Here is a 19,175-nt window from a genome sequence, read left to right as displayed (position 1 = left end):
CTTAATGGAGCCACACTTGGGATTTCACAACAGCAAAAAGACAATGCGCTACGAACTGACTGATTTGAGAGTGTTCCATGCGATTTGCCAGGAAGGGAATGTGTCGCGTGGCGCTGCCCGATGCCATCTCTCCCCCTCGTCGGCCAGCCTCCGGATCAAGGCGCTTGAAGAGGCGTTGGGCACGGCGCTTTTTGTCCGCCACGCACGTGGCGTCGTACCGACCGCCGCCGGAGAAATCATGCTTGAGCATGTGCAGCGATGCGTGGCTGGTCTCGTGCAGATGGAGGGTGACCTGGCTCCCTTTGCCCAAGGCTTGAGCGGCCGGCTCACGGTGCTGGCGAACAACAATGTCCTGCACTCATTCTTGCCTCAGGATCTTGCGGCCTTTCTGGCTAGCTATCCCGATGTTCGCATTCATCTGCAGGAGCGCATGGGCACAGACATCATTCCGGCTGTGGCCGAGGGGCGTGCCGATGTGGGGATCGTGGCTGTGGATACCGACCATCCGCAACTTTTTTTCTACCCCTACCGGGAAGATTATTTCGTCGTGCTGTTGCCGCGTCGCCATGCGTTTTCCCAGCACCGCTCGCTACGTTTTTCCGATTGCCTGAATCACCCCTTCATCAGTCTTCAGACCGGGACCGCACTGCATACCTATCTGACCAATCAGGCGGTGCTGCTTGGCGGCCGTCTTGATGTGCGCGTACAGGTAACAGGGTTTGGGGCAATTGCAGCACTCGTAGCCTCTGGAGCAGGACTGGCTATCTTGCCGCGCTCGGCAGTCACGCCCCAGGACGAAGCGCATACGGTAATTGCAGCACTGGATGAGCCCTGGGCTTTGCGCCAACACCGCGTCTGCGTCAAGCGCGACGCGCCGCGCCACTGGCTTCGCGAACAGTTCGTGGCGCAGCTATGTCCGGACGCCTCGGCAGTGAGCTTGGCTCGGATTTGATGCGGTAGGGACAGGGGAGCAGGCCCCGCCCTTGCTCCGCTCAGTAGCTCTGCACGGAGTCCTATGTATTGAGGCGATCCTTCATCAGCCGCTCGACCACCGCCGGATCGGCCAACGTGCTGGTGTCGCCGAGTTGGTCAGGGGCATTCTCCGCAATCTTCCGCAGGATGCGCCGCATGATCTTGCCCGAACGCGTCTTGGGTAGCGCTGGCGCCCATTGCAGGAAGTCTGGCGTGGCGATGGGGCCGATTACCTTGCGCACATACGCCGTCAACTCCTTGCGCAGTTCGTCGCCAGGCTCCTCGCCGGCCACCAGCGTGACGTATACGTAGATACCCTGGCCTTTGAGGTCATGGTTGAAGCCGACCGCGGCAGCTTCGGCCACCTTGGGGTGTGACACCAGCGCACTCTCCAGTTCTGCGGTGCCGATACGGTGGCCGCTGACATTGATGACGTCATCGACGCGGCCCGTGATCCAGTAATAGCCGTCTGCATCGCGGCGGCAGCCATCTCCGGTGAAGTACACGCCGGGATAGGCACTGAAGTATGTGTCGATGTAGCGCTGATGGTCGCCAAAAACGGTGCGCGCCTGGCCTGGCCAGGAGTCGGAGATGATCAGATTGCCTTCGCCCGCGCCTTCGATGGGATGCCCCTCCGCATCGACCAGCGCAGGTTGCACGCCAAAGAATGGCCTGCTGGCCGAGCCGGGCTTGAGCGGCATGGCCCCTGGAATCGGCGCGATCATGAAGCCGCCCGTTTCGGTCTGCCACCAGGTGTCGACGATAGGCAGTTTGCCGTTACCGACCACTTTGTGGTACCAGCGCCAGGCTTCGGGATTGATGGGCTCTCCTACGGAGCCCAGCACTCTCAGCGACTGGCGTGAGGTCTTCCTCACCGGCTCATCCCCGTCTCGCATCAGTGCGCGGATGGCTGTCGGGGCCGTGTAGAAGATGGTGACCTGGTGCTTGTCAACCGCCTGCCAGAAGCGCGAATTGTCCGGATAGCTCGGGACACCCTCGAAGATCAACGTCGTGGCACCGTTAGCCAGCGGGCCATAGATGATGTAGCTGTGCCCCGTGACCCAGCCGACATCGGCGGTACACCAGAAAACATCGTCCTCGCGCAGATCGAATGCGGCCTCGTGGCTGTAGCTGACATGGACCAGATAGCCGCCCGTGGTGTGCACCACGCCCTTGGGCTTGCCAGTGGACCCAGAGGTGTAGAGTATGAACAGCGGATCCTCCGCATTCATGCGTTCGGGTTCGCACTGCGCTGGCTCATCGGCAGTGATTTCGTGCAGCCAGACATCGCGATCTTGCTGCCATGCCACCTCACCCCCGGTATGCTGCAGAACGACGACTTTGCCCACGCTGTCGGTGCCCTCTTGCTGCAGGGCCGCATCCACGTTGGCCTTCAGGGGAACCCTTCGGCCAGCTCTCAATCCTTCATCGGCCGTGATGATGAGCTTGGCGCCGCTGTCGCGGATGCGGTCCGCCACCGAACTGGGCGAGAAGCCGCCGAACACCACGTTGTGGATGGCGCCGATGCGCGCGCAGGCCAGCAACGCCACGGTGGCATCCGGCACCATCGGCAGATAGACAGTCACGCGATCGCCCTTGTGCACACCGAGCCTGCGCAGTGCGTTGCCCAGCTGGCATACCCGCTCATGTAGCTCGCGATAGCTGATCTTCTGTGCTGGCGTGTTCGGATCGTCCGGCTCCCACAGAATGGCCGTCTTGTCGCCGCGTGTGTCGAGGTGCCGATCCAGGCAATTGACGCTGGCGTTGAGTTCGCCATCGGCAAACCAGCGGATACGGAAGTCGTCGGGCTTGAAACTGGTGTCCTTGATTTGCGTGGGTTCCTTGAACCATTGCAAACGCTTGGCGATGCGGCGCCAGAAAGCCTCGGGATCATTCACCGATTCCTGATACAGCCTGTCGTAGCCGTCCTGGTCGATGGTGTTGGGGCCGGCGAACCCGGCAGGTACGGGATACACGTCCTGTGTCATGGCTTGTCTCTTTTGTTGTTCTGAACGCTTCCGAAAGAGTCCAGAGGAAACACGGAAGGGATGGAGTGGCAGGCACTGCATGGCGCAGCGATACAGTCCCTGCTTCTGTGTCGGCGATACTTGGCGCTATTCACGCAGGTCGCGATTGCGCGTTTCCGGCAAGAGGAACGCACCAATGACAGCCGTCAGGCCCGCAAAGCCCACGGTGTACCAGAGGCCCCCGAAGATGTTGCCCGTGGCAATGACGACGGCCGTGGCGACAAAGGGAGCGAATCCACCGATCCATCCATTGCCCAACTGCAAGGCCAGCGAAACGCCGCTGTACCGTATGTGCACCGGAAACAACTCGACCAGCAATGCGCCCAACGGCCCGTAGACCATGGTTGCCAGGAAGACCAACGCGAACAGGACGGCAACCACCATCGGCCCGTTGGGCTGCACCGGCGCTTTAGCTGCTGGCAGCCCCTTCTCCGTCAGCGCTGCCAGCAATCTCGCTTCGGTGGGGTCTTGCAGGTTTTCACCGTTGATCTGGATGCGCGGAGGCTCCGCGTCAGCCTTGACGGTATAGGGCACGGACTGTGCCGTCAGCAGCGCCTTGGTCCGCGTGCATGGCGTCGTTGCCTGTGGCTTGAACAACTGGCCGATCACCGACTGGTCTTCACGGCAATCGTTGCCGCTGATTGTCACCACAGTCTTGGCGCGGAACTCGGCAAGTGCCGGATTGCCATAGGTGGCCAATGCCTGGAACAGCGGCATGAAGCACAGGGCGGAAAGCGCGCACCCCGTCAGCACGATCCACTTGCGCCCGATCTTGTCGGAGAGCCAGCCGAAGAACAGGAAGAACGGCGTGCCCAACGTCAGCGCGCTGAGCAGGTAGAGGTCCGCCTGTTCGTGCGTCATCTTGAGCGTCGTGGTCATGAAGTACAGGCTGTAAAAATGGCCTGTGTACCAAATGACCGCCTGGCCCGCGACGATGCCGAAGATGGCCACCAGCACGATGCGCAGGTTCTTGCCGTTGCCCAGTGTCTCGGCGATGGGGTTCTTAGACGTGCGCCCCTGCTTCTTCATCTCCTCGAAGACCGGCGACTCGTGCAGCTTCAGACGGATGTAGAGCGAGAGCAGCAACAGCGCGATTGAGCCGATGAACGGCAGGCGCCAGCCCCAGCTTGCGAATGCGTCTTCCGACATCGACGATTTGCACAGCACGATCACGATCAGGGAGATGAAGAGCCCGAGTGTGCCGGTGATCTGGATCCAACTGGTCGTGAAGCCCCGCTTGTTCGCGGCGGAGTGCTCGGCCACGTAGGTAACTGCACCGCCGAACTCGCCGCCCACGGCCAGACCTTGCAGCAGGCGCAAGATCACCAGCAACGCCGGCGCAGTCCAGCCCACCGATGCATAGGTCGGCAGCAGGCCGATGCCCGCCGTAGCGAAGCCCATCACCAGCATGGTGATGAGAAAGGTCTTCTTGCGCCCGACCACGTCGCCGAGGCGGCCGAAGACGATGGCGCCGAAAGGACGCAGCACGAAGCCGGCACCGAACGTCGCCAGCGCCGCGAGCAAAGCCGCGGTTTCATTGCCCTTGGGGAAGAACAAGGTGCTGAAGAAGGCGGCGAGCGATCCGTAGATGAAAAAGTCATACCACTCGAACACGGTTCCCAGCGCTGCAGCGAAGACGACGCGCTTAGTGTCTTGTTGGTGGGCAGGGACCGAGGGGGCATGGGGTGTCTGGGATTGGGCTTGCATGGTGGCCTCCCATCATCAGTTGGTTTGCTGGGCCAGGAATTCGGTCAGCACACGGTTGAAGGCTTGGGGCTGCTCTAGCATCGGGAAATGCCCCGCGTCGGCGATGACCTCCAGCCGGCTGTTGGGGATGCCCTTTACCAGCACCTCGGATTCGCACGGCGGCGTAATGATGTCTTCGTTGCCCACTAGGATCAGCGTGGGCACATGGATTTCGCCCAGCCGTGCGCGGCTGTCGGTGGCATTGAGCGAGGCGATGGCCTGCCGCGCCACGAAGGCCGGGGTTTGGGCCACTTCCGCCTTGGCAAAGGCCAGCAACTCCGCGCTTGTGGTGCTGCCGAAAGAGCGGTCGATGACGTTCTGGCTGGCGGTCACGACGCCCAGTTCCTCGATTGCGTTCAGTACGTTGTCCACGTTGACGTCTTCGCCCAGGCCATGCGGCGTGGTATCGACCAGCACCAGCGCCCGCACGCGCTGCGGATGACCCAGTGTGAAATGCTGGGCGATAGCTCCACCCATCGAAAGGCCGATAAGAACGGCGTCCTTGATTTCCAGCGTCTCATACACCTTCAGAACGTCATCGGCGAACGCCTCGATGGTGTAGGCACGCCCCTCGGGACGGGGCGACACTCCGTGTCCGGGCAGGTTGATGCGGATGACCCTGTGATTGGACGAGAACGGCTCGACCTGCTCACGCCAAAACTCGGAAGTCGTCGTGAAGCCATGAACGAACACCAGCGGTGTTCCTGTACCCGAAACCCGGACCACGGTGTCTCCAATATTCATCGTATCGATGCGCGTCATTTGTCTCATCCTTTGGTTTGGTCTTTGTAAAGACTGGACGCCTCTTTGAAGGACAGGCCCAGCCCCGGTGAGCCCGGAGGTGTCCAGGCCCATGCTCTTTACGCAAACCTTGTGCCAAGCTCTCTGATCGAGAGAAGAATTAACTTAACATATTGTTTTTATTTGATAAATCTCTCATCGGCTAGATTTCAAAAAGGCGAGGTGAGTGCGTGCCATCATGAATCTGTCTCTTTTCAGAGTCTTTGAAATCTCCAATATGAGACACTTGCAGTGGATGCCAGAGGTTTCTACTGCGGCATCTCACAAAGGAGACTTCCATGGCCCTTTCGGAGCGGCTTCTCGATCCATTCGAGGAGGCCGAGTTTTTAAGACTGGTGCTTGACCACGTCTCGGACAGCCTGGTTGTTGTCGATACGGCGGGCACCATCGTTCTCATCAACGAGCCGTACTGCCAGGTGCTGGGCGGCAGCCCTGAGGATTTCGTCGGGCGTCACATCGCCGATGTGATCGGCCCGGCCACCAAACTGCATCTGGTGGCCCAGGGGAAGGAAACCCAGGTCGGCTACCCGCTGGAAGTGCGAGGGCACAAGCTGGTAACCAAGCAGGTTCCGGTAAGGCGCAACGGTGAAATCGTCGGCGCCGTAGGGTTTGCATTGTTCTCCGACGTGAGCCTGCTCAAGTCCACCTACGGGCGCGTTTTCAAGACCGAACTCTCATTGCCCCAAGGCGGTAAACAGTGGCAATCCCGGTTCACGCTGGCGGATGTCATGGGCCACGGCGAACGCATGGATGCCTATCGCGCCTCCCTCGAACTGGTCGCGCAGTACGAATTGCCGGTACTTGTTTCCGGCGAGACGGGTACCGGCAAGGAACTGGCGGCGCACGTGGTTCACGCCCTGTCAGACCGATCCACCGGCCCCTTTGTATGGGTCAACTGCGCCTCCATCCCCAGCGAACTGATCGAGGCCGAGCTGTTTGGCTACGACAGCGGCGCATTCACGGGCGCCCGCCAGCGCGGCAAACCGGGAAAGTTCGAGCTGGCGACGGATGGCGTGCTGTTTCTGGACGAGATCGGCGACATGCCGCTGTCGCTCCAGGCCAGCCTGCTGCGGGTGCTCCAGACCAACGAGATTGTTCGCGTGGGTGGAACGACCCCAATGACCATCAACGCGCGAATCATCTGCGCGACCAACCGATCGCTTACACAGCAGATCAAGGCGGGCCGCTTCCGTGAAGACCTCTATCACAGGCTGAACGTTCTGACGGTCGAAGTGCCCGCGCTGCGCGAGCGCAGCGACATCGCAGCCCTTGCCGATCGGTTGCTGGAGCGCATCGCCTCCCGGCTCGGCAAGCCCTGCCCAAGGCTGGCGGCAGAAGACCGCCAACGCCTGCTCCATCATCCGTGGCCGGGAAACGTCCGGGAACTGGAGAATGCACTGACGCGGCTGCTCGTGACCGGCAAACTGCTTCTTACCGAGGTGGAACCGGTGCCGGAGCAAGCAAGCGCCGAGGTCGGCGCTTCATTGAAGCGACGCATGCAGCATCTGGCTAAGACTGAAATCCAGTCCGCATTGGCGCAAGCTAAGGGGAACAAGCGCCGGGCGGCAGAACTGCTGGGAATCAGCCGGGCGCATCTGTACCGCATCATGGATGCCCACGGCATCACGAATGGCTAGGCTTTGGTCGGATGTGATTGCAGTTCGAGCACGTTTACTTCCGGGTCTGTCACATAGACCCACGTCAGCCGTATTCCGGCCGCATTGGTGAGCGTGACGATTTCTCCGACAGGCAGTCCCCGGCCGCCAGAACGGTCTTTCTGGCGGCGGCGACGTCATCCACAATAAACGCGATATGGCCGAACCCCGGGCGATTCACTGCCACGTCGGGGCGTTCTTCAAGCACATTGAAGTTGAAAATCTCCAAGGTCGGGCCTTCCGCACCGTGGCCTGGCAGGCGAAGGTGGGCGCCGCGCAAATGGGCCCCTGGGATGCCTGTCCCACGCTCCAGTGTGCCGATTTTGAAGTTCTCGATCAGCACGTTGGCGTCCTGCAGCATGCGCATCACCACGCCACGCCCTTCGGGCTCGGACACGTCTACACACACGGTGCGCTTATTGCGGTTGGCAGCAGCAAAGTACGAGGCCATGGCGTGCGCTGGAACATCGCCATGCGCCCAGGCAAGCGCAAGCTGCTGGACAAGGCTCGCCCGGTCGACAGGCTGACCGACCAATTCGAACGCCTTGAGGCCAGCATCCGGGCCAAGGTCGAACACCCGTTCCGTGTGATCAAGCGCCAGTTCGGCCACGTGAAGGTGCGCTATCGCAGCCTAGCCAAGAACACCGCGCAGTTGCACACCCTGTTCGCATTATCGAACTTGTGGAGGGGGCGAGGGCGTTTGATGGGAGCGCAGGCATGAGTGCGCCAGCACGCGGCGAAAGAGCAGGAAAACCAGCTTCAGACAGCGCTGCGATGGCTTGCGGACGAAACGTCGCAGCGAATCTGTTTGGCTGCCCAGCATCAGCACATCTCAAAGCGCATTGTGCAGACCTTCCTTAGTCAGGAATCGCAATGTGGCTGCAAAGGGTTGAACGCTAGGCCCTCAGCCCTCTACCCTCTGCGATCGACCAGAAGCAGTCATTGGCCAGAACCTTGGGCCTTCGATGTTCGTGCAGTTCACAGGGTCATGACCATTTCGTGCCAGGCCATGCCACCGTGGTCTGAGTCCGAAGGACGCTGGTACTGGAATCCCAAGCGAGAGTACAGCCCCACATGCCGCTCCTTGCACATCAGGTGGATGGTTTTCTTGTCTTCGGCACGCATCTGCTCGACAAAGGTATGCATCAAGGTGGTGGCGTAGCCGCGGCCTTGGAAAGCCGGATCGATCACAACGGACATGATGACCACGTTAGGTGCGGCAGCGTCATGCCCGACCAGCTCCTTGAACTCCTCGTCAGACATGCGCACCAGGTAGGCGCAGCCGCTGTTGATGAAGCCAATGATCTGTCCATCGTTTTCCATGATCAGGAAGCCATGCGGATATTCACGAATACGTTTGGTGATCTTGGCAAGCGTGGCGGCTTCATCACCCTCATAGGCACCGGCTTCGATGGCATAGCAGCGATCGGCGTCTTCTGGTTGGGCATGGCGGAACGTGAGATCTGGTGTCATGGCGGAGGTCATTTCAAGGCTCATAAGTCATCAATTTCATGATGCTAGTTGGAATGAGTGCTGCATATGGTGCATTGTTTTCATTGCATACTGCATATCATGCACTCTACCTTGCGCCGTCTCGATCTCAATCTGCTGCTGGTCTTTGATGCCCTGTTTCGCCATCGCAGTGTCGTTGCGGCAGCCGATGAGCTGACTATCAGCCCTTCTGCATGCAGCCATGCCCTGGCCCGACTGCGGGAGGGATTGGGTGATGAGCTGTTTTTTCGCACAGGCAGCAGCATGCAACCCACACCGCGAGCTACCGAGATGGCGGAGGGAGTTACGCTGGCACTGCATACGCTTTCGGCCCAGCTGGGCGACCCGACAGCCTTTGCGCCTAGCAGCAGCACTCAGTCTTTCACTTTTGCTGCGACCGACTTCACCACCTTTGCTTTGATGCCTGCGTTGATCTCCAGGATCGAGCATGAGGCTCCTCATGTGCGCCTGCGCGTGCTCCATTCGCGTCATCGGGATGCCTACAGCGACCTGGTGCAAGAAGGAGCCCATTTCGTCATGGGTTTTTCGGACGAATTCAGACCCGCGCAAGAAGGCGTGGAGGTCTTGCAGGGACATACCGATGCCTATGTCGTCGTTGCACGCAGAGGTCATCCTCGCATCGGCAAGAGGCTCTCCATGGCGCAATATCTGGCAGAACGCCATGTGGTCGTTAAACCCTGGCAGGAGGAGAAAGGCGTCATAGACTCAGCCTTGAGCAAGGGCGGGTGGACTCGCGAGATTGCGATAGAGCTGCCCAGTGTCATGGCCGCGCCTTTTATCGTGGCAAATTCAGATTTGCTCATCACGCTGCCACGCCTGGCGGCACTGCAGTTGGAGGCATCGGCAGCGATTGCGATCTTCAAAGCACCTTTTGAGGTGCCGTCATACACCCTGAACGTGTATTTTCAGCACCGGCATCTGAGCAGCCCATGGCATCGCTGGATGCGCGCTCGTCTGGAGAGCATATTGCGCTCAAAAGGGTGACTAAAGCGTGTGAGCGATTGACCATTTTGGCTCGATCTGTAACAGTCTCAGATCGACCAGAGGCAGACATTGATTGAGAGTAAATGAGCATAAACCCCTTGAAAACCAGGCTCCGCAGTCTTCCTTCTCTAAAGGGACCATTTGTTGACTGGGACATCGATACGCTGCCAGATACGCCGCAGGAAGCATTCACGTACTGGCTCAACAATGCAATAGAAGAGGGAGTCAAAGAACCTCACGCGATGACGCTTTCTACGGTTGATTCTGATGGTTTTCCTGATGCCCGCGTTCTTATCCTGAAAAATGTGGATGAACGTGGGTGGCACTTTGCGATCAAAGCGAATAGTCCTAAGGGGAGGCAATTAGCTGAGAATCCCAACGTCGCATTGACCTTCTATTGGCCTGCTTTGGGCCGTCAGATTCGGTTGAGGGGACAAGCCGTGGTGCTGCCAGACGCAGAGTGCGCGGACGATTTTCTCACGCGTCCTGAGGGTTCAAAAATCAGTGCTATGGCCTCACGGCAAAGCGAAATATTGGAATCCCAACAAGAGCTTGCTAGAAGCTTGAACGACGCGCACACCTTTCTTAGTCAAAACCCCGAATACATTGAACTTGGGTGGAAAGTATTTGCGGTGCAACCAAGAAGCATTGAGTTTTGGCAGGGTGCCACAGATCGATTGCATAAACGAGTCATCTTCTCGAAAACGGCTGACGAGTCTGCGTGGCAAAAGCAAGTGCTTTGGCCATAACGCACCACTAGTCTCAGATCTTAAGCTTGCGGAGGCAACCAATTCCCTTCGATAAGTGACAGCTCAGGGGCGGTCAGCGACAGTCGCGGATCGGCCCATTGCAGTCATACATGCTTTGCCAGTGAAGTGCGGCTGTACATCGCTTGCTGAAGTTGATAGTCCAATCCTACGGTCGATTTTTCTGGAACAAAGAGATGTTGGACTTGGCACGGATAAATGCGAGTAAAAAGGCCGCCTCTAGTAGTTGTTAAACATTCCCAGAATGAAATCTCGGACATGAACAATGCGCGGGCTGCGCATGGAGGCCTTGTTCCAGACCAAATACAAATTGTTAGTGGGTGCTGTCTGGTGCGAGGTAATTGATACCAGCCGACCAGACTCCAGTGCTTCGGCGCATTGGTAATCGGGAAGCACACTCCAGCCGATCCCTTTCACGACGAGATCCTGGATGATGCGCAGATCCGGGATGGTCAATGCGGCCTGCATTGTTGGCGCAAACTGAAACAGCGTTGTCCAGACTGGGCGAATCAATGGCAAGTCTTCATCGAACGAGATAAGCGGAAGGTTCGTCAAACTCTCAGCAGTGGGTTTTTTGCCCAATTTCTTCGCTATTTCTGGAGCAACGACAAGCAATAGGCGCTCGGTCAGCAATTGAGCGAAACCATGAGAATGCTCGTCCGGCATAGAAGCTGTGATTGTCAGATCTACGGTCGAAGCATTCAGGAGACTGTAGATGCGTTCCCGGTTGCCTGTGTGAATACGAATCTGAAATCCTTGAGTCATCAAGGGTGCGAGCCCGGTCGCAATCATTGAATTGATGAAATCGGAGGGCCCTGCTAGATGCACGGTGCCACCTGGCTCCCCGCTGGACCGATATGAGGCCAACCTCATCTCTAGTCCATCCATCATGGGGCCGATTGCACGGGCAAGCTCATCGGCAGCTTCCGTCGCCACGACACCACGGGCACGCCTTACGAACAATGGCTTACCCACGAAGGCTTCTAGCGCCTGAATGTGCAAGGACACCGCAGGTTGTGTCATGCCCAAGGATTCCGCCGCACGGGAAAACGACCGAAGTCGATACGCTTCGATGAAGGTCCGCAGATGGTCGAGATGGCTCATACGTAGGGTTGCACCGATACAGGCAAATTTTTAACGACAAAGTATTGATGTGGCCAACAGGTCAGTGGCCACACCTGACTCATAAAATTATTTATACGAAGACCATTAAATAATAATTTCTCATATCTAACGACGATCTCTAGCATTCATCAAAACCCTGATTTCAGGCTTTTTCTGAAAGATTGAGAGAGATCCTCTATGCCACTTATCGTCTATATCTTCACGCTCAGTGCTTTCGCACTGGGCCTCGCCGAGTTTGTTCCTATTGGCCTGACTGACGTCATGGCTCAGAGCCTTGGAGTCAGTGTTGAACAGGTCGGTAGCTCGGTGACCCTCTACGCTTTGGGCGCTACGTTCGCTGCACCTGTGCTCACGGCTCTCACCGCAGGTTGGACGCGCAAGCGGGCCATGCTGGTGACGGTGCTGGTTTTCTCGTTGGGCAGCTTGGTTGCGGCAGTCGCGTCGAATTTGTCCATGCATTTGATTGCGCGCTTTGTTGCAGGTATGGGACATGGTCTGTTCCTTGCTGTTGCCTCCAGCACGGCGGCGCGCTTGGTCGGTCCCAAAAAAGCGGGTAGTGCCGTTGCGGTCGTTTTCGGTGGTTTCACCATCGCGATGGCCATCGGCGTTCCGCTTAGCACTTATTTGGGCGGTGTGATTTCTTGGCGCCCGGTGCTCGGTGCGATCGCTGCATTCGGTGGCATCGGCTTCATCGGCCTGCTGCTGGGCATGAAAGAGCCGCCTAAGCCCGCAGGACATGAAAGTCATGAATCCGTTGGTCAGGCGCTGAAGGCTATTTTTAATCCAGCACTGCTGCTTGCCGCGCTGGTCACAGTGCTGGGCTACGCCGGATCGTTCACTGCCTATACCTATATCGCACCGTTACTCACTGATGTGACCCATGTCAGTGCTACGACGATCGGTATCTTCATGTTGGTCTACGGCGTGTTTGCTGCGATCGGCAACGTTATTGGAGGCAAGTTAACTGATCGGGTGGGGGTCAATAGGTCGAGCGTGATCGTTATCAGCGGTATTGCCTTGGTGGCGCTGGCCATGTGGATATTCGCAGCCTCGGCTTTGGCCATGGGCATTTTGGTCGCTTTGCTGGGCATGTTCACTTTCGCCTCTGTCCCTGCGCTTCAGGCTCGATTGATAGGTGTTGCCGAAGAACATGCACCGCACGCTCATGGCGTGGCTGCTGGGCTGAATATCGCGGGTTTCAATTCCGGCATCGCCCTGGGATCAGTGCTGGGTGGTGTGACCATCAGCTCAATCGGCATTTCCTACATGGGAGTGGTCGGTGCCGCAGTCTCGGCCTTGGGTTTGGTACTGCTGCTTGTGTTGATGGCGCGCAATCGTGGTGCTGACTACCGCGCTGTTGCAGGTGCTGGTCACTGATCAATTTATCTCTAAACACGCGGTTTAGCGTCCATGAAGGCGTAGCCGCAATATTTGCATGCCTACGAGAGAAATGATCCAAACGGGCGCTTATCTGAACTCGTTCAAGGATCTGCCGCAACAGCCGCGTTGGTCTCGCCAGCGCATTGAAGCCTCAATGCTCAAGACGCTTGCGCAACGCTCACTCGCTCAGCCCGTGTGGCTGTTCGCCTATGGCTCCCTGATCTGGAACCCGTTGTTCAAATATGCAGAGATGCAGTCATCCGTCCTGCGCGGCTGGCACCGCAGCTTCTGCATTCGCTTGCAGGATGGGAGAGTCTCGGTAGACACACCTGGTCGCATGTGCTGTCGGCGCACTGATAGCGAGCATTTGGTACACATGATCAATGTTGCCGGTACACCCATTTCAACCGAACCTCCAGAACCGAGGTGCTCGACTGTCATGTCTTTGAATCGTTGCAGGAAGTGCGCTCAATGACCGACGGCTGGCTGCATCGCTACAACCACCATCGCTCACATGAATCGCCAGGCCGGATTCCTCCGGCCGCGTGTTGTGTCAAACGTTTCCCCAACCTCTGCTTTTAGGTGACGCAGGAAAACGAGGAGGCTTCACTGACCTACCGGGGCGCCGCCTTGATCGCCGCATTGAGGGTAGTCCACAGCTCCTTGGTGACGGGCACCATGTCCTGCCTGAAGTACCACCAGAAGTGGCCGCCCACGTAATTCGGGGTAGTGATCTTCATCGTGTAATAGCGGGTCAGGTACTCGGCCTTCTTGGTTTTGCGTGAGGTACCCACTTCCCCGAATCCGATCTTGGAATTGGGGAACATCACGCGCAGCTTGTCGAACACCTGCTGCCAGTTGGGCTTGAGTCCATTGCAGTCATCCTCATAGTAGGAAATCCAGACGTAATCCAGACCCTGCTTCATGTAGGCAGGAACATTGGTCTCGGCCCACTTGAACATTTCATTGGAGGCTTGAGACCAGCAGCCCTGGTTGTAGTAGAGAGTGAGCGCGGCCGTCTTGTTCTGTGCCTTCACGATGTTGTAGGCATTGGTCATCTTCGCCACCACATCGGCATTGGTCCCCAGCCACTCGCCGTTGACCTCGTTGGCTACTTCCCAAATATCCACTACATCCGACAACGCATTGAGGTATTGATTAGTCCGTTGTATGTACGCATCCACGCTGTACTGCTTGACGTAGTACGAGTCCAATATCTCACCCATCACATAGGAAACTTTGGAGATTTCCACTGCTGGCTTGCGGTAATAGTCCGGGTTCACGAACTCATCGAAGACGATGCGCGTGGTAGGCCGGTAGGCCAGCGACGATAGGCTGCGCGTGATGTCGCTAAGCCTACTCACATCGTCTACGGTGACGCCGTAGATGGGAGTCGGGACTATGCGGCCCGAGGGCACGCTGGTTTGAGCAGATACTACGGAGCACAGCGAGGCAATGCAGAATGGGATAAACGCTTTCACGCGGTATCCCCCAATGAAGGGTTCAATGAATTTTTTCACTTGGATCAATGTGAATCGAGGCATGGCAAGGGTAGGATGTGACTGCTTCTAGCTGGTAGAATCAGCTCAGAATGCCCCTCGGTTGACTCTCGATAATTGGCTAAACGGTCGACTTTAGTTCATGAATTTTGGCTAACAGTAGCCAAATGAAACGAACGCGTTTCATGAGTCAGTGCACATATCGAGCTCGCAGCTCTTGGCCCTTGTTGACGCGCTCCATGCTTTGCGGCAGCGACCAGTCAAGGAGTTGATCGCCAGCAAAATCCTCAATGTCTTCAATGGAGGGAGAGCAAATTGCACTTGATGTTTGGTAACGTGGGCGTGTCTTAAGCACGAAGCGTTACGTGTGTTGCCTGCGGTATGAGTCATTTTCAAAATGAGCGTATCGAGGAAAATGTCATCGTGCGGTTGCCAGTTGGATGAGATGAAAGGTGCTTTATGTAGCCGCTTGTCCTTCACTTCGCAGTCCGCTTTTGGCCGGGAGTGCAAGTTCGCGCCAGCGCCACATTGCAGCCTTCAACAGCTTCAAATCTCCGTCTGCACAGAGATCTCGCGGGAATCGTCGACCTTGATGCCCAGGTACCTCGGTGCCAACTCCTGCTTGGAATTGCCGGGCAGCAGCTGTACAGCGCACCGGGCTATTGCGCAGCGTCACGCAATTCCCTGCGCCAGGCCTTGCTCAACAAGGTCTTTACCTCCTCATCCGTGGTCTGGGAGAAATCGCGGTACCACTGACCAACGGAAAAGAAGGGCGCTGGCGTGAGCAGACAGATCGGTTGATCGACCAGAGGGCGCAGCATCGCCAGCGTCTCCACAGGTGCGACTGGTGCGGCGACTACGATGTGCGCTGGCGACTGCTGGCGTACCGCAGCAATCGCCGCACGCATGGTGGCACCGGTCGCCAGTCCGTCATCGACCAGTATCACCCGTTGCCCAGCCACGGCTGGCGCAGGACGTTTGCCCCGATAGGCCAGGTCACGGCGCTGCAGCTCCAGAGCTTCCTTTTGTGCGACTGCGTCGATGGCCGTTGGGGGGATGTACAGGTCACGGATGAGATCATCGTTCAACACCCGCACGCCGCCACTGGCAATGGCGCCCATCGCCATCTCCTTATGACCGGGCGTGCCTAGTTTGCGCACCAGCATCAAATCCAGCCGCAGGGCCAGTGCGCTGGCAAGTTCATAGGCGACTGGTACGCCGCCCCGTGGCAAGGCCAGCACGAGCACATCGGCTTGCTCGCGCCACTCCGCCAATGCCGCGGCCAGGGCCCGGCCCGCATCTGCCCGGTCACGAAACGAAATATCCGATCTCATGTCTTCGGCTCCTCAGCACCCACAGCTTTACTATGCGCCTGATTTGCGCGCCTCGGGCGGTCCCCGCCTATGAGCAACTTCATCAAGCCGCGACTGCAGAGCCGATGCGCCTGGCTGTAGCGGTGCAACTTGCGCCCCGAGCCTTGTTGGAAACGCTTGAGTTGAGTGAGCAGCTCTGCAATTGGAGCGGTTGACACGACCCTTGATACAGCGTTGCTTCACCTTGTCGTACTTCTCTGCATAGCCAGCGGCTTCGCGCCTTGTCTCAACCGCAAACCGTCTATTTGCGAGGTTGTGGTGGCTGTGGCGTTGTTGCATAAATCGCTCTCTAGAGTCGGGTAGCCTCGAGCGATGAGTCTGTCTCTGCATTCCAAGTCCCGCTATCGCACAAACAACTGGAAGCAGTACAACGCTGCGCTCAAAGCGCGAGGCTCCCTGACTTTCTGGTTGGACAAGTGCATGTCATGGTTTGCCGCCATCAGCGGCAAGCGCGGGCGTAGCCCGCAGTTCTCGGATACAGCTATCCAGTTCTGCCTGACCATCAAGAACCTGTTTGGCTTGGGCTTGCGACAGACCGTCGGCGTTGTGCAATCGCTGTTGGCTTTGTCTGGACTGCCATGGCCTGTTCCGGACTTCAGTACGCTATGTCGTAGACAACGCAGTCTGGATGTGCAAGTAGCGTATCGCCTCAGTTCGGATAGGCTGAATTTGCTGCTCGACTCCACGGGTATCAAGTTCCTGGGCGGTCAATGGTGCAAGCTGCACATCGGCATTGATGCCCAGATGCTGCTGGTGCGAGTCATATGCGTGACCTCCAACAACGTCAGCGATGCGGTGGTGCCGCATTTGTTGGCACAACTGCCAGCGGATGAGTCATTGCTGAGCGTTACCGGTGATGCTGCCTATGACGCACAGCCTGTGTATGCCGCAGGGATGATGCGCAATGCCATGCCCATCATCCCTGCGCGAAAGAATGCCTGGATGCGCAAAGGCGCTGCCTTTGTGCACCGCAATGCGGCGATTGCCGCATGCAGGCGCTTTGGACGCAAGTTATGGAAGAGTTGGAGTGGCTATCACCAGCACAGCCTGGCGGAGACCAAGATGCACTGCATTAAACGCCTGGGCGAGCGGGTCATGTCTAGAACCTTCGAGCGCCAGGTCAACGAACTGCACATCCGAGCCGCCATTCTCAATCGGTTCACTGAACTGGGCTGTCCGCAAGCGGTAGCGGTGGCATAGCGACGTCTGGGGTCAGGGGAAGTTTGGCCCGGCACTGATTTATGCAATAGCGCCCTTCAGCATCAGATGCTGCGGGAGCGCTTCAAGTCATTGACTCCGCGCGAGTTCGAGGCCCTGCGCTACTACGTGCGGGGAGGCCGCCTTGCCGATATTGCCGAGCGTCTTAACCGCAGCATCAAGACAGTCGTTCGCAGAAGATGACCGCGATGCGCAAGCTTGAGGCGAAGTCCAATCAGGAGCTGATGGCGTTCTGTCTGAATAGCGGCGTGTTCCATCAATGAGATGAGATCGCTTGCCTGGGTGCCCCCAACCTGGCATGAGGTGGGTATGGAATGGATATGACGTGCGGTGTCCACAATAAGAACGCCGTGAATTCAGGCCTCTCTAGCAAAGGCTGGTCGGTTCAGACCGCCATCGCATCAATACCTGTGTGCCTCCGCCATGGCGGGGGTGGATGTGAAGGTCGCCGCCGATGCTTCGCATGCGATGAAACATGTTGATGACGCCGTGCCCGGACTTGCTGGGGTTGTCGAGCACGGCTTGAAGATCGAAGCCCTTGCCGTTGTCCTCAATGCTCAGATACCAGTCCCAGCCGAAGCTTTGCGGGTCGCCCTGTTGATAGGGCTCCAGTGTCAGCCACATCTCGGTCGCATCGGCATGCTCGATGGCGTTGCTGAGGCTGGCCTGAACGACGGCCAGGATTTCATGCGCCACGCGGTCTCTGGGAAGCAGCAGCGTGGTTTGCTGGCCGACCCCGAGCTCAGGGTCGGTCAACTGCCAGTGCAGTACAAGGCCTTTTCGTTGAAGCGCGGGCTCCAGCCGATAGCGCAATCGCGCCAGACGCATGGCCAGATTGTCGGATTGGGCATCCATGGAGTCGACGATCAGGCGCAGGTCCAGCAGCGACTGCTCCAGTACTTTTCTGGCAGGGCCATCTTCAACCGAGGACTGTAAGTTCATCAGGCTCAAGGCTTCTACCAACTGGCTGCCCAAAGTGTCATGCAGGTCTGAGGCGATGCGCTTGCGCTCTTCCTGGACTTCCTTGGAGGGCTGGGAGCTGGAGCGCACTCTGGCCTTGAGGCCACGATAGATTCCAGGAATGTAGCGAAGCGAGATAAGCAATCCGCTCAAGGCCACCAAAATACTGAAGACAAAAAACCAATTCCGACCTCGCAGCGGCGTGAGAAAACACCAGCTGAGTATGGTGATGGCCTGAAGGAAACTGGTTGTTGCCCTCCAACCAAGATTTCTCAGCGATTCCATACGCTTGCCGCCTCTGGCGATAAATAAAGAAAATGTCTTCAAATCTATATCAGTCCACGCAAAGAGGCAGCTTTTACAGCATGCGCTCTTGTCTTGGCCTGCAGTTTTCGGTACATGTTCTTGACATGCGTGGATACTGTCATTGTGCTTATCTTGAGCTGCGTGGATATTTCAGGAGAGCTGTAACCGCAGGCAATGAGCTTCAGTATTTCTATTTCTCGTTCAGAAAGTTTCTCTTCTTTGGAGAGGTTTGACGCCGGAACGACATAAGTTTGCGATCTGCTAACCAGCGACAGAATTTTCTTGGCTAGAGACGGAGTGATGGATGCCCCACCATTGGCAACCTGCAATACTGCTTGTGCGTAGTCGCCAAACCAGGAGTTTTTCAGCAAATAGCCTACAGCACCTTTCTCAAAAGCCTGAAAGACCTTTTCATCTCTTTCAGTTACTGAAACGATAATGCTTTGCACATGCGGGTGTGTGCCTTGGACGAGTTCAAGCAGATCCAGACCTTCGCCGTCGCCCAGGTTGAGATCTATCATCAGAACGTCGAAGTCGTGCTGTTGAATGCTCTTGCGTGCCTCACGCAAGCTGCAGGCATGACCAACCAGCAGGGTTCTTGAGTCGCCCATCAGATCCTGGGCAATCACTCTACGGATATGGCTGTCGTCGTCCACCAGGAAGACGCGAACGGGCTGCTCTCGCTGGCCCACCATGTGCCCAGGCCACATCGAGTGGTTAAGCGATGGAGGCGCGTCATTGTGATTGCTAAACAAGGGCGGGCAAGACGAAGTCTGGACGGCTGGCATAGATGGCTCCCGATGAAAAAACCAGGGGGCTTGAATACTCTAGGAAATTAATTAGTGCTCAT

Annotated in this window: 17 protein-coding genes and 2 pseudogenes; 9 read left to right on the top strand and 10 right to left on the bottom strand. The window is 57.5% G+C overall.

Annotation, left to right across the window (positions count from 1 at the left end):
• Positions 1-43: 43 nt before the first annotated feature.
• Positions 44-952, top strand: a complete 909-nt coding sequence (locus tag CTR2_RS14955) for a LysR family transcriptional regulator (RefSeq protein WP_087083065.1) — start codon at positions 44-46, stop codon at positions 950-952.
• A 61-nt stretch (positions 953-1,013) separates the two neighbouring features.
• On the opposite strand, the gene acs is transcribed toward CTR2_RS14955, so the two are convergent.
• The 3 genes from acs to CTR2_RS14940 all read right to left on the bottom strand — a co-directional run bounded on the left by acs (position 1,014) and on the right by CTR2_RS14940 (position 5,489).
• Positions 1,014-2,960 (bottom strand): acetate--CoA ligase, encoded by a 1,947-nt coding sequence (acs, locus tag CTR2_RS14950; protein ID WP_087083067.1) that lies wholly within the window; start codon positions 2,958-2,960, stop codon positions 1,014-1,016.
• 126 nt (positions 2,961-3,086) lie between these two features.
• Positions 3,087-4,706, bottom strand: coding sequence for an MFS transporter (locus CTR2_RS14945; protein WP_087083069.1), 1,620 nt, complete (start codon positions 4,704-4,706; stop codon positions 3,087-3,089).
• A gap of 15 nt (positions 4,707-4,721) precedes the next feature.
• Positions 4,722-5,489, bottom strand: coding sequence for an alpha/beta fold hydrolase (locus CTR2_RS14940; RefSeq protein ID WP_310220620.1), 768 nt, complete (start codon positions 5,487-5,489; stop codon positions 4,722-4,724).
• A gap of 335 nt (positions 5,490-5,824) precedes the next feature.
• On the opposite strand from CTR2_RS14940, the gene CTR2_RS14935 reads away from it, so the two are divergent.
• Positions 5,825-7,183 carry a sigma-54 interaction domain-containing protein gene (locus CTR2_RS14935; RefSeq protein ID WP_087083073.1) on the top strand — a complete coding sequence of 453 codons (1,359 nt, stop codon included), beginning with the start codon at positions 5,825-5,827 and terminating at the stop codon, positions 7,181-7,183.
• 64 nt (positions 7,184-7,247) lie between these two features.
• Here CTR2_RS14935 and CTR2_RS14930 read toward each other — a convergent pair whose 3' ends face one another.
• Positions 7,248-7,652: a VOC family protein gene (locus CTR2_RS14930; protein ID WP_254913321.1), complete on the bottom strand. Its 405-nt coding sequence runs from the start codon at positions 7,650-7,652 to the stop codon at positions 7,248-7,250.
• Between the two features lie 3 nt (positions 7,653-7,655).
• On the opposite strand from CTR2_RS14930, the pseudogene CTR2_RS14925 reads away from it, so the two are divergent.
• A pseudogene (locus CTR2_RS14925) lies at positions 7,656-7,922 on the top strand (transposase); the annotation flags it as partial.
• A gap of 257 nt (positions 7,923-8,179) precedes the next feature.
• On the opposite strand, the gene CTR2_RS14920 reads toward CTR2_RS14925, so the two are convergent.
• On the bottom strand, positions 8,180-8,686 hold the full coding sequence (locus CTR2_RS14920; protein WP_238707717.1) for a GNAT family N-acetyltransferase: 507 nt from the start codon (positions 8,684-8,686) through the stop codon (positions 8,180-8,182).
• An 87-nt stretch (positions 8,687-8,773) separates the two neighbouring features.
• Between CTR2_RS14920 and CTR2_RS14915 the strand changes: the two genes are divergently transcribed.
• Both CTR2_RS14915 and CTR2_RS14910 read left to right on the top strand, forming a co-directional pair.
• Complete coding sequence (locus CTR2_RS14915) at positions 8,774-9,697, top strand: LysR family transcriptional regulator (RefSeq protein ID WP_087084571.1); 924 nt, start codon at positions 8,774-8,776, stop codon at positions 9,695-9,697.
• Positions 9,698-9,780: 83 nt separating this feature from the next.
• On the top strand, positions 9,781-10,446 hold the full coding sequence (locus tag CTR2_RS14910) for a pyridoxine/pyridoxamine 5'-phosphate oxidase (protein ID WP_087083075.1): 666 nt from the start codon (positions 9,781-9,783) through the stop codon (positions 10,444-10,446).
• 237 nt (positions 10,447-10,683) lie between these two features.
• Here CTR2_RS14910 and CTR2_RS14905 read toward each other — a convergent pair whose 3' ends face one another.
• Positions 10,684-11,568, bottom strand: a complete 885-nt coding sequence (locus CTR2_RS14905; RefSeq protein ID WP_087083077.1) for a LysR family transcriptional regulator — start codon at positions 11,566-11,568, stop codon at positions 10,684-10,686.
• 198 nt (positions 11,569-11,766) lie between these two features.
• Between CTR2_RS14905 and CTR2_RS14900 the strand changes: the two genes are divergently transcribed.
• The 3 genes and pseudogenes from CTR2_RS14900 to CTR2_RS27565 form a co-directional block, all read left to right on the top strand.
• Positions 11,767-12,966, top strand: a complete 1,200-nt coding sequence (locus tag CTR2_RS14900; RefSeq protein WP_087083079.1) for an MFS transporter — start codon at positions 11,767-11,769, stop codon at positions 12,964-12,966.
• A 58-nt stretch (positions 12,967-13,024) separates the two neighbouring features.
• The gene (locus CTR2_RS27570; RefSeq protein WP_087083081.1) at positions 13,025-13,444 is read left to right on the top strand and encodes a gamma-glutamylcyclotransferase; all 420 of its coding nucleotides are present in this window, start codon (positions 13,025-13,027) and stop codon (positions 13,442-13,444) included.
• Positions 13,384-13,551, top strand: a pseudogene (locus CTR2_RS27565) (integrase core domain-containing protein); the annotation flags it as partial. The gene CTR2_RS27570 and the pseudogene CTR2_RS27565, both read left to right, overlap by 61 nt.
• A 32-nt stretch (positions 13,552-13,583) precedes the next feature.
• On the opposite strand, the gene CTR2_RS14895 reads toward CTR2_RS27565, so the two are convergent.
• Together CTR2_RS14895 and CTR2_RS14890 are read right to left on the bottom strand one after the other, a co-directional pair.
• Positions 13,584-14,450 (bottom strand): hypothetical protein, encoded by an 867-nt coding sequence (locus CTR2_RS14895; RefSeq protein ID WP_087083085.1) that lies wholly within the window; start codon positions 14,448-14,450, stop codon positions 13,584-13,586.
• Between the two features lie 677 nt (positions 14,451-15,127).
• Positions 15,128-15,802, bottom strand: a complete 675-nt coding sequence (locus CTR2_RS14890; RefSeq protein WP_087083086.1) for a phosphoribosyltransferase — start codon at positions 15,800-15,802, stop codon at positions 15,128-15,130.
• A 351-nt stretch (positions 15,803-16,153) separates the two neighbouring features.
• Between CTR2_RS14890 and CTR2_RS14885 the strand changes: the two genes are divergently transcribed.
• Positions 16,154-17,041 carry an IS5 family transposase gene (locus tag CTR2_RS14885; RefSeq protein ID WP_087083088.1) on the top strand — a complete coding sequence of 296 codons (888 nt, stop codon included), beginning with the start codon at positions 16,154-16,156 and terminating at the stop codon, positions 17,039-17,041.
• Between the two features lie 384 nt (positions 17,042-17,425).
• Here the strand turns inward: CTR2_RS14885 and CTR2_RS14880 are convergent, their stop codons facing one another.
• Together CTR2_RS14880 and CTR2_RS14875 are read right to left on the bottom strand one after the other, a co-directional pair.
• Positions 17,426-18,346 (bottom strand): sensor histidine kinase, encoded by a 921-nt coding sequence (locus CTR2_RS14880; RefSeq protein ID WP_254913323.1) that lies wholly within the window; start codon positions 18,344-18,346, stop codon positions 17,426-17,428.
• Positions 18,347-18,348: 2 nt separating this feature from the next.
• Complete coding sequence (locus CTR2_RS14875) at positions 18,349-19,020, bottom strand: response regulator (protein ID WP_012838566.1); 672 nt, start codon at positions 19,018-19,020, stop codon at positions 18,349-18,351.
• Positions 19,021-19,175: the final 155 nt, after the last annotated feature.

It is taken from the genome of Comamonas thiooxydans (genome assembly GCF_002157685.2).
Classification (GTDB): Bacteria; Pseudomonadota; Gammaproteobacteria; order Burkholderiales; family Burkholderiaceae_C; genus Comamonas; species Comamonas testosteroni_H.
This window is presented reverse-complemented; position numbering and strand designations above follow the sequence as displayed.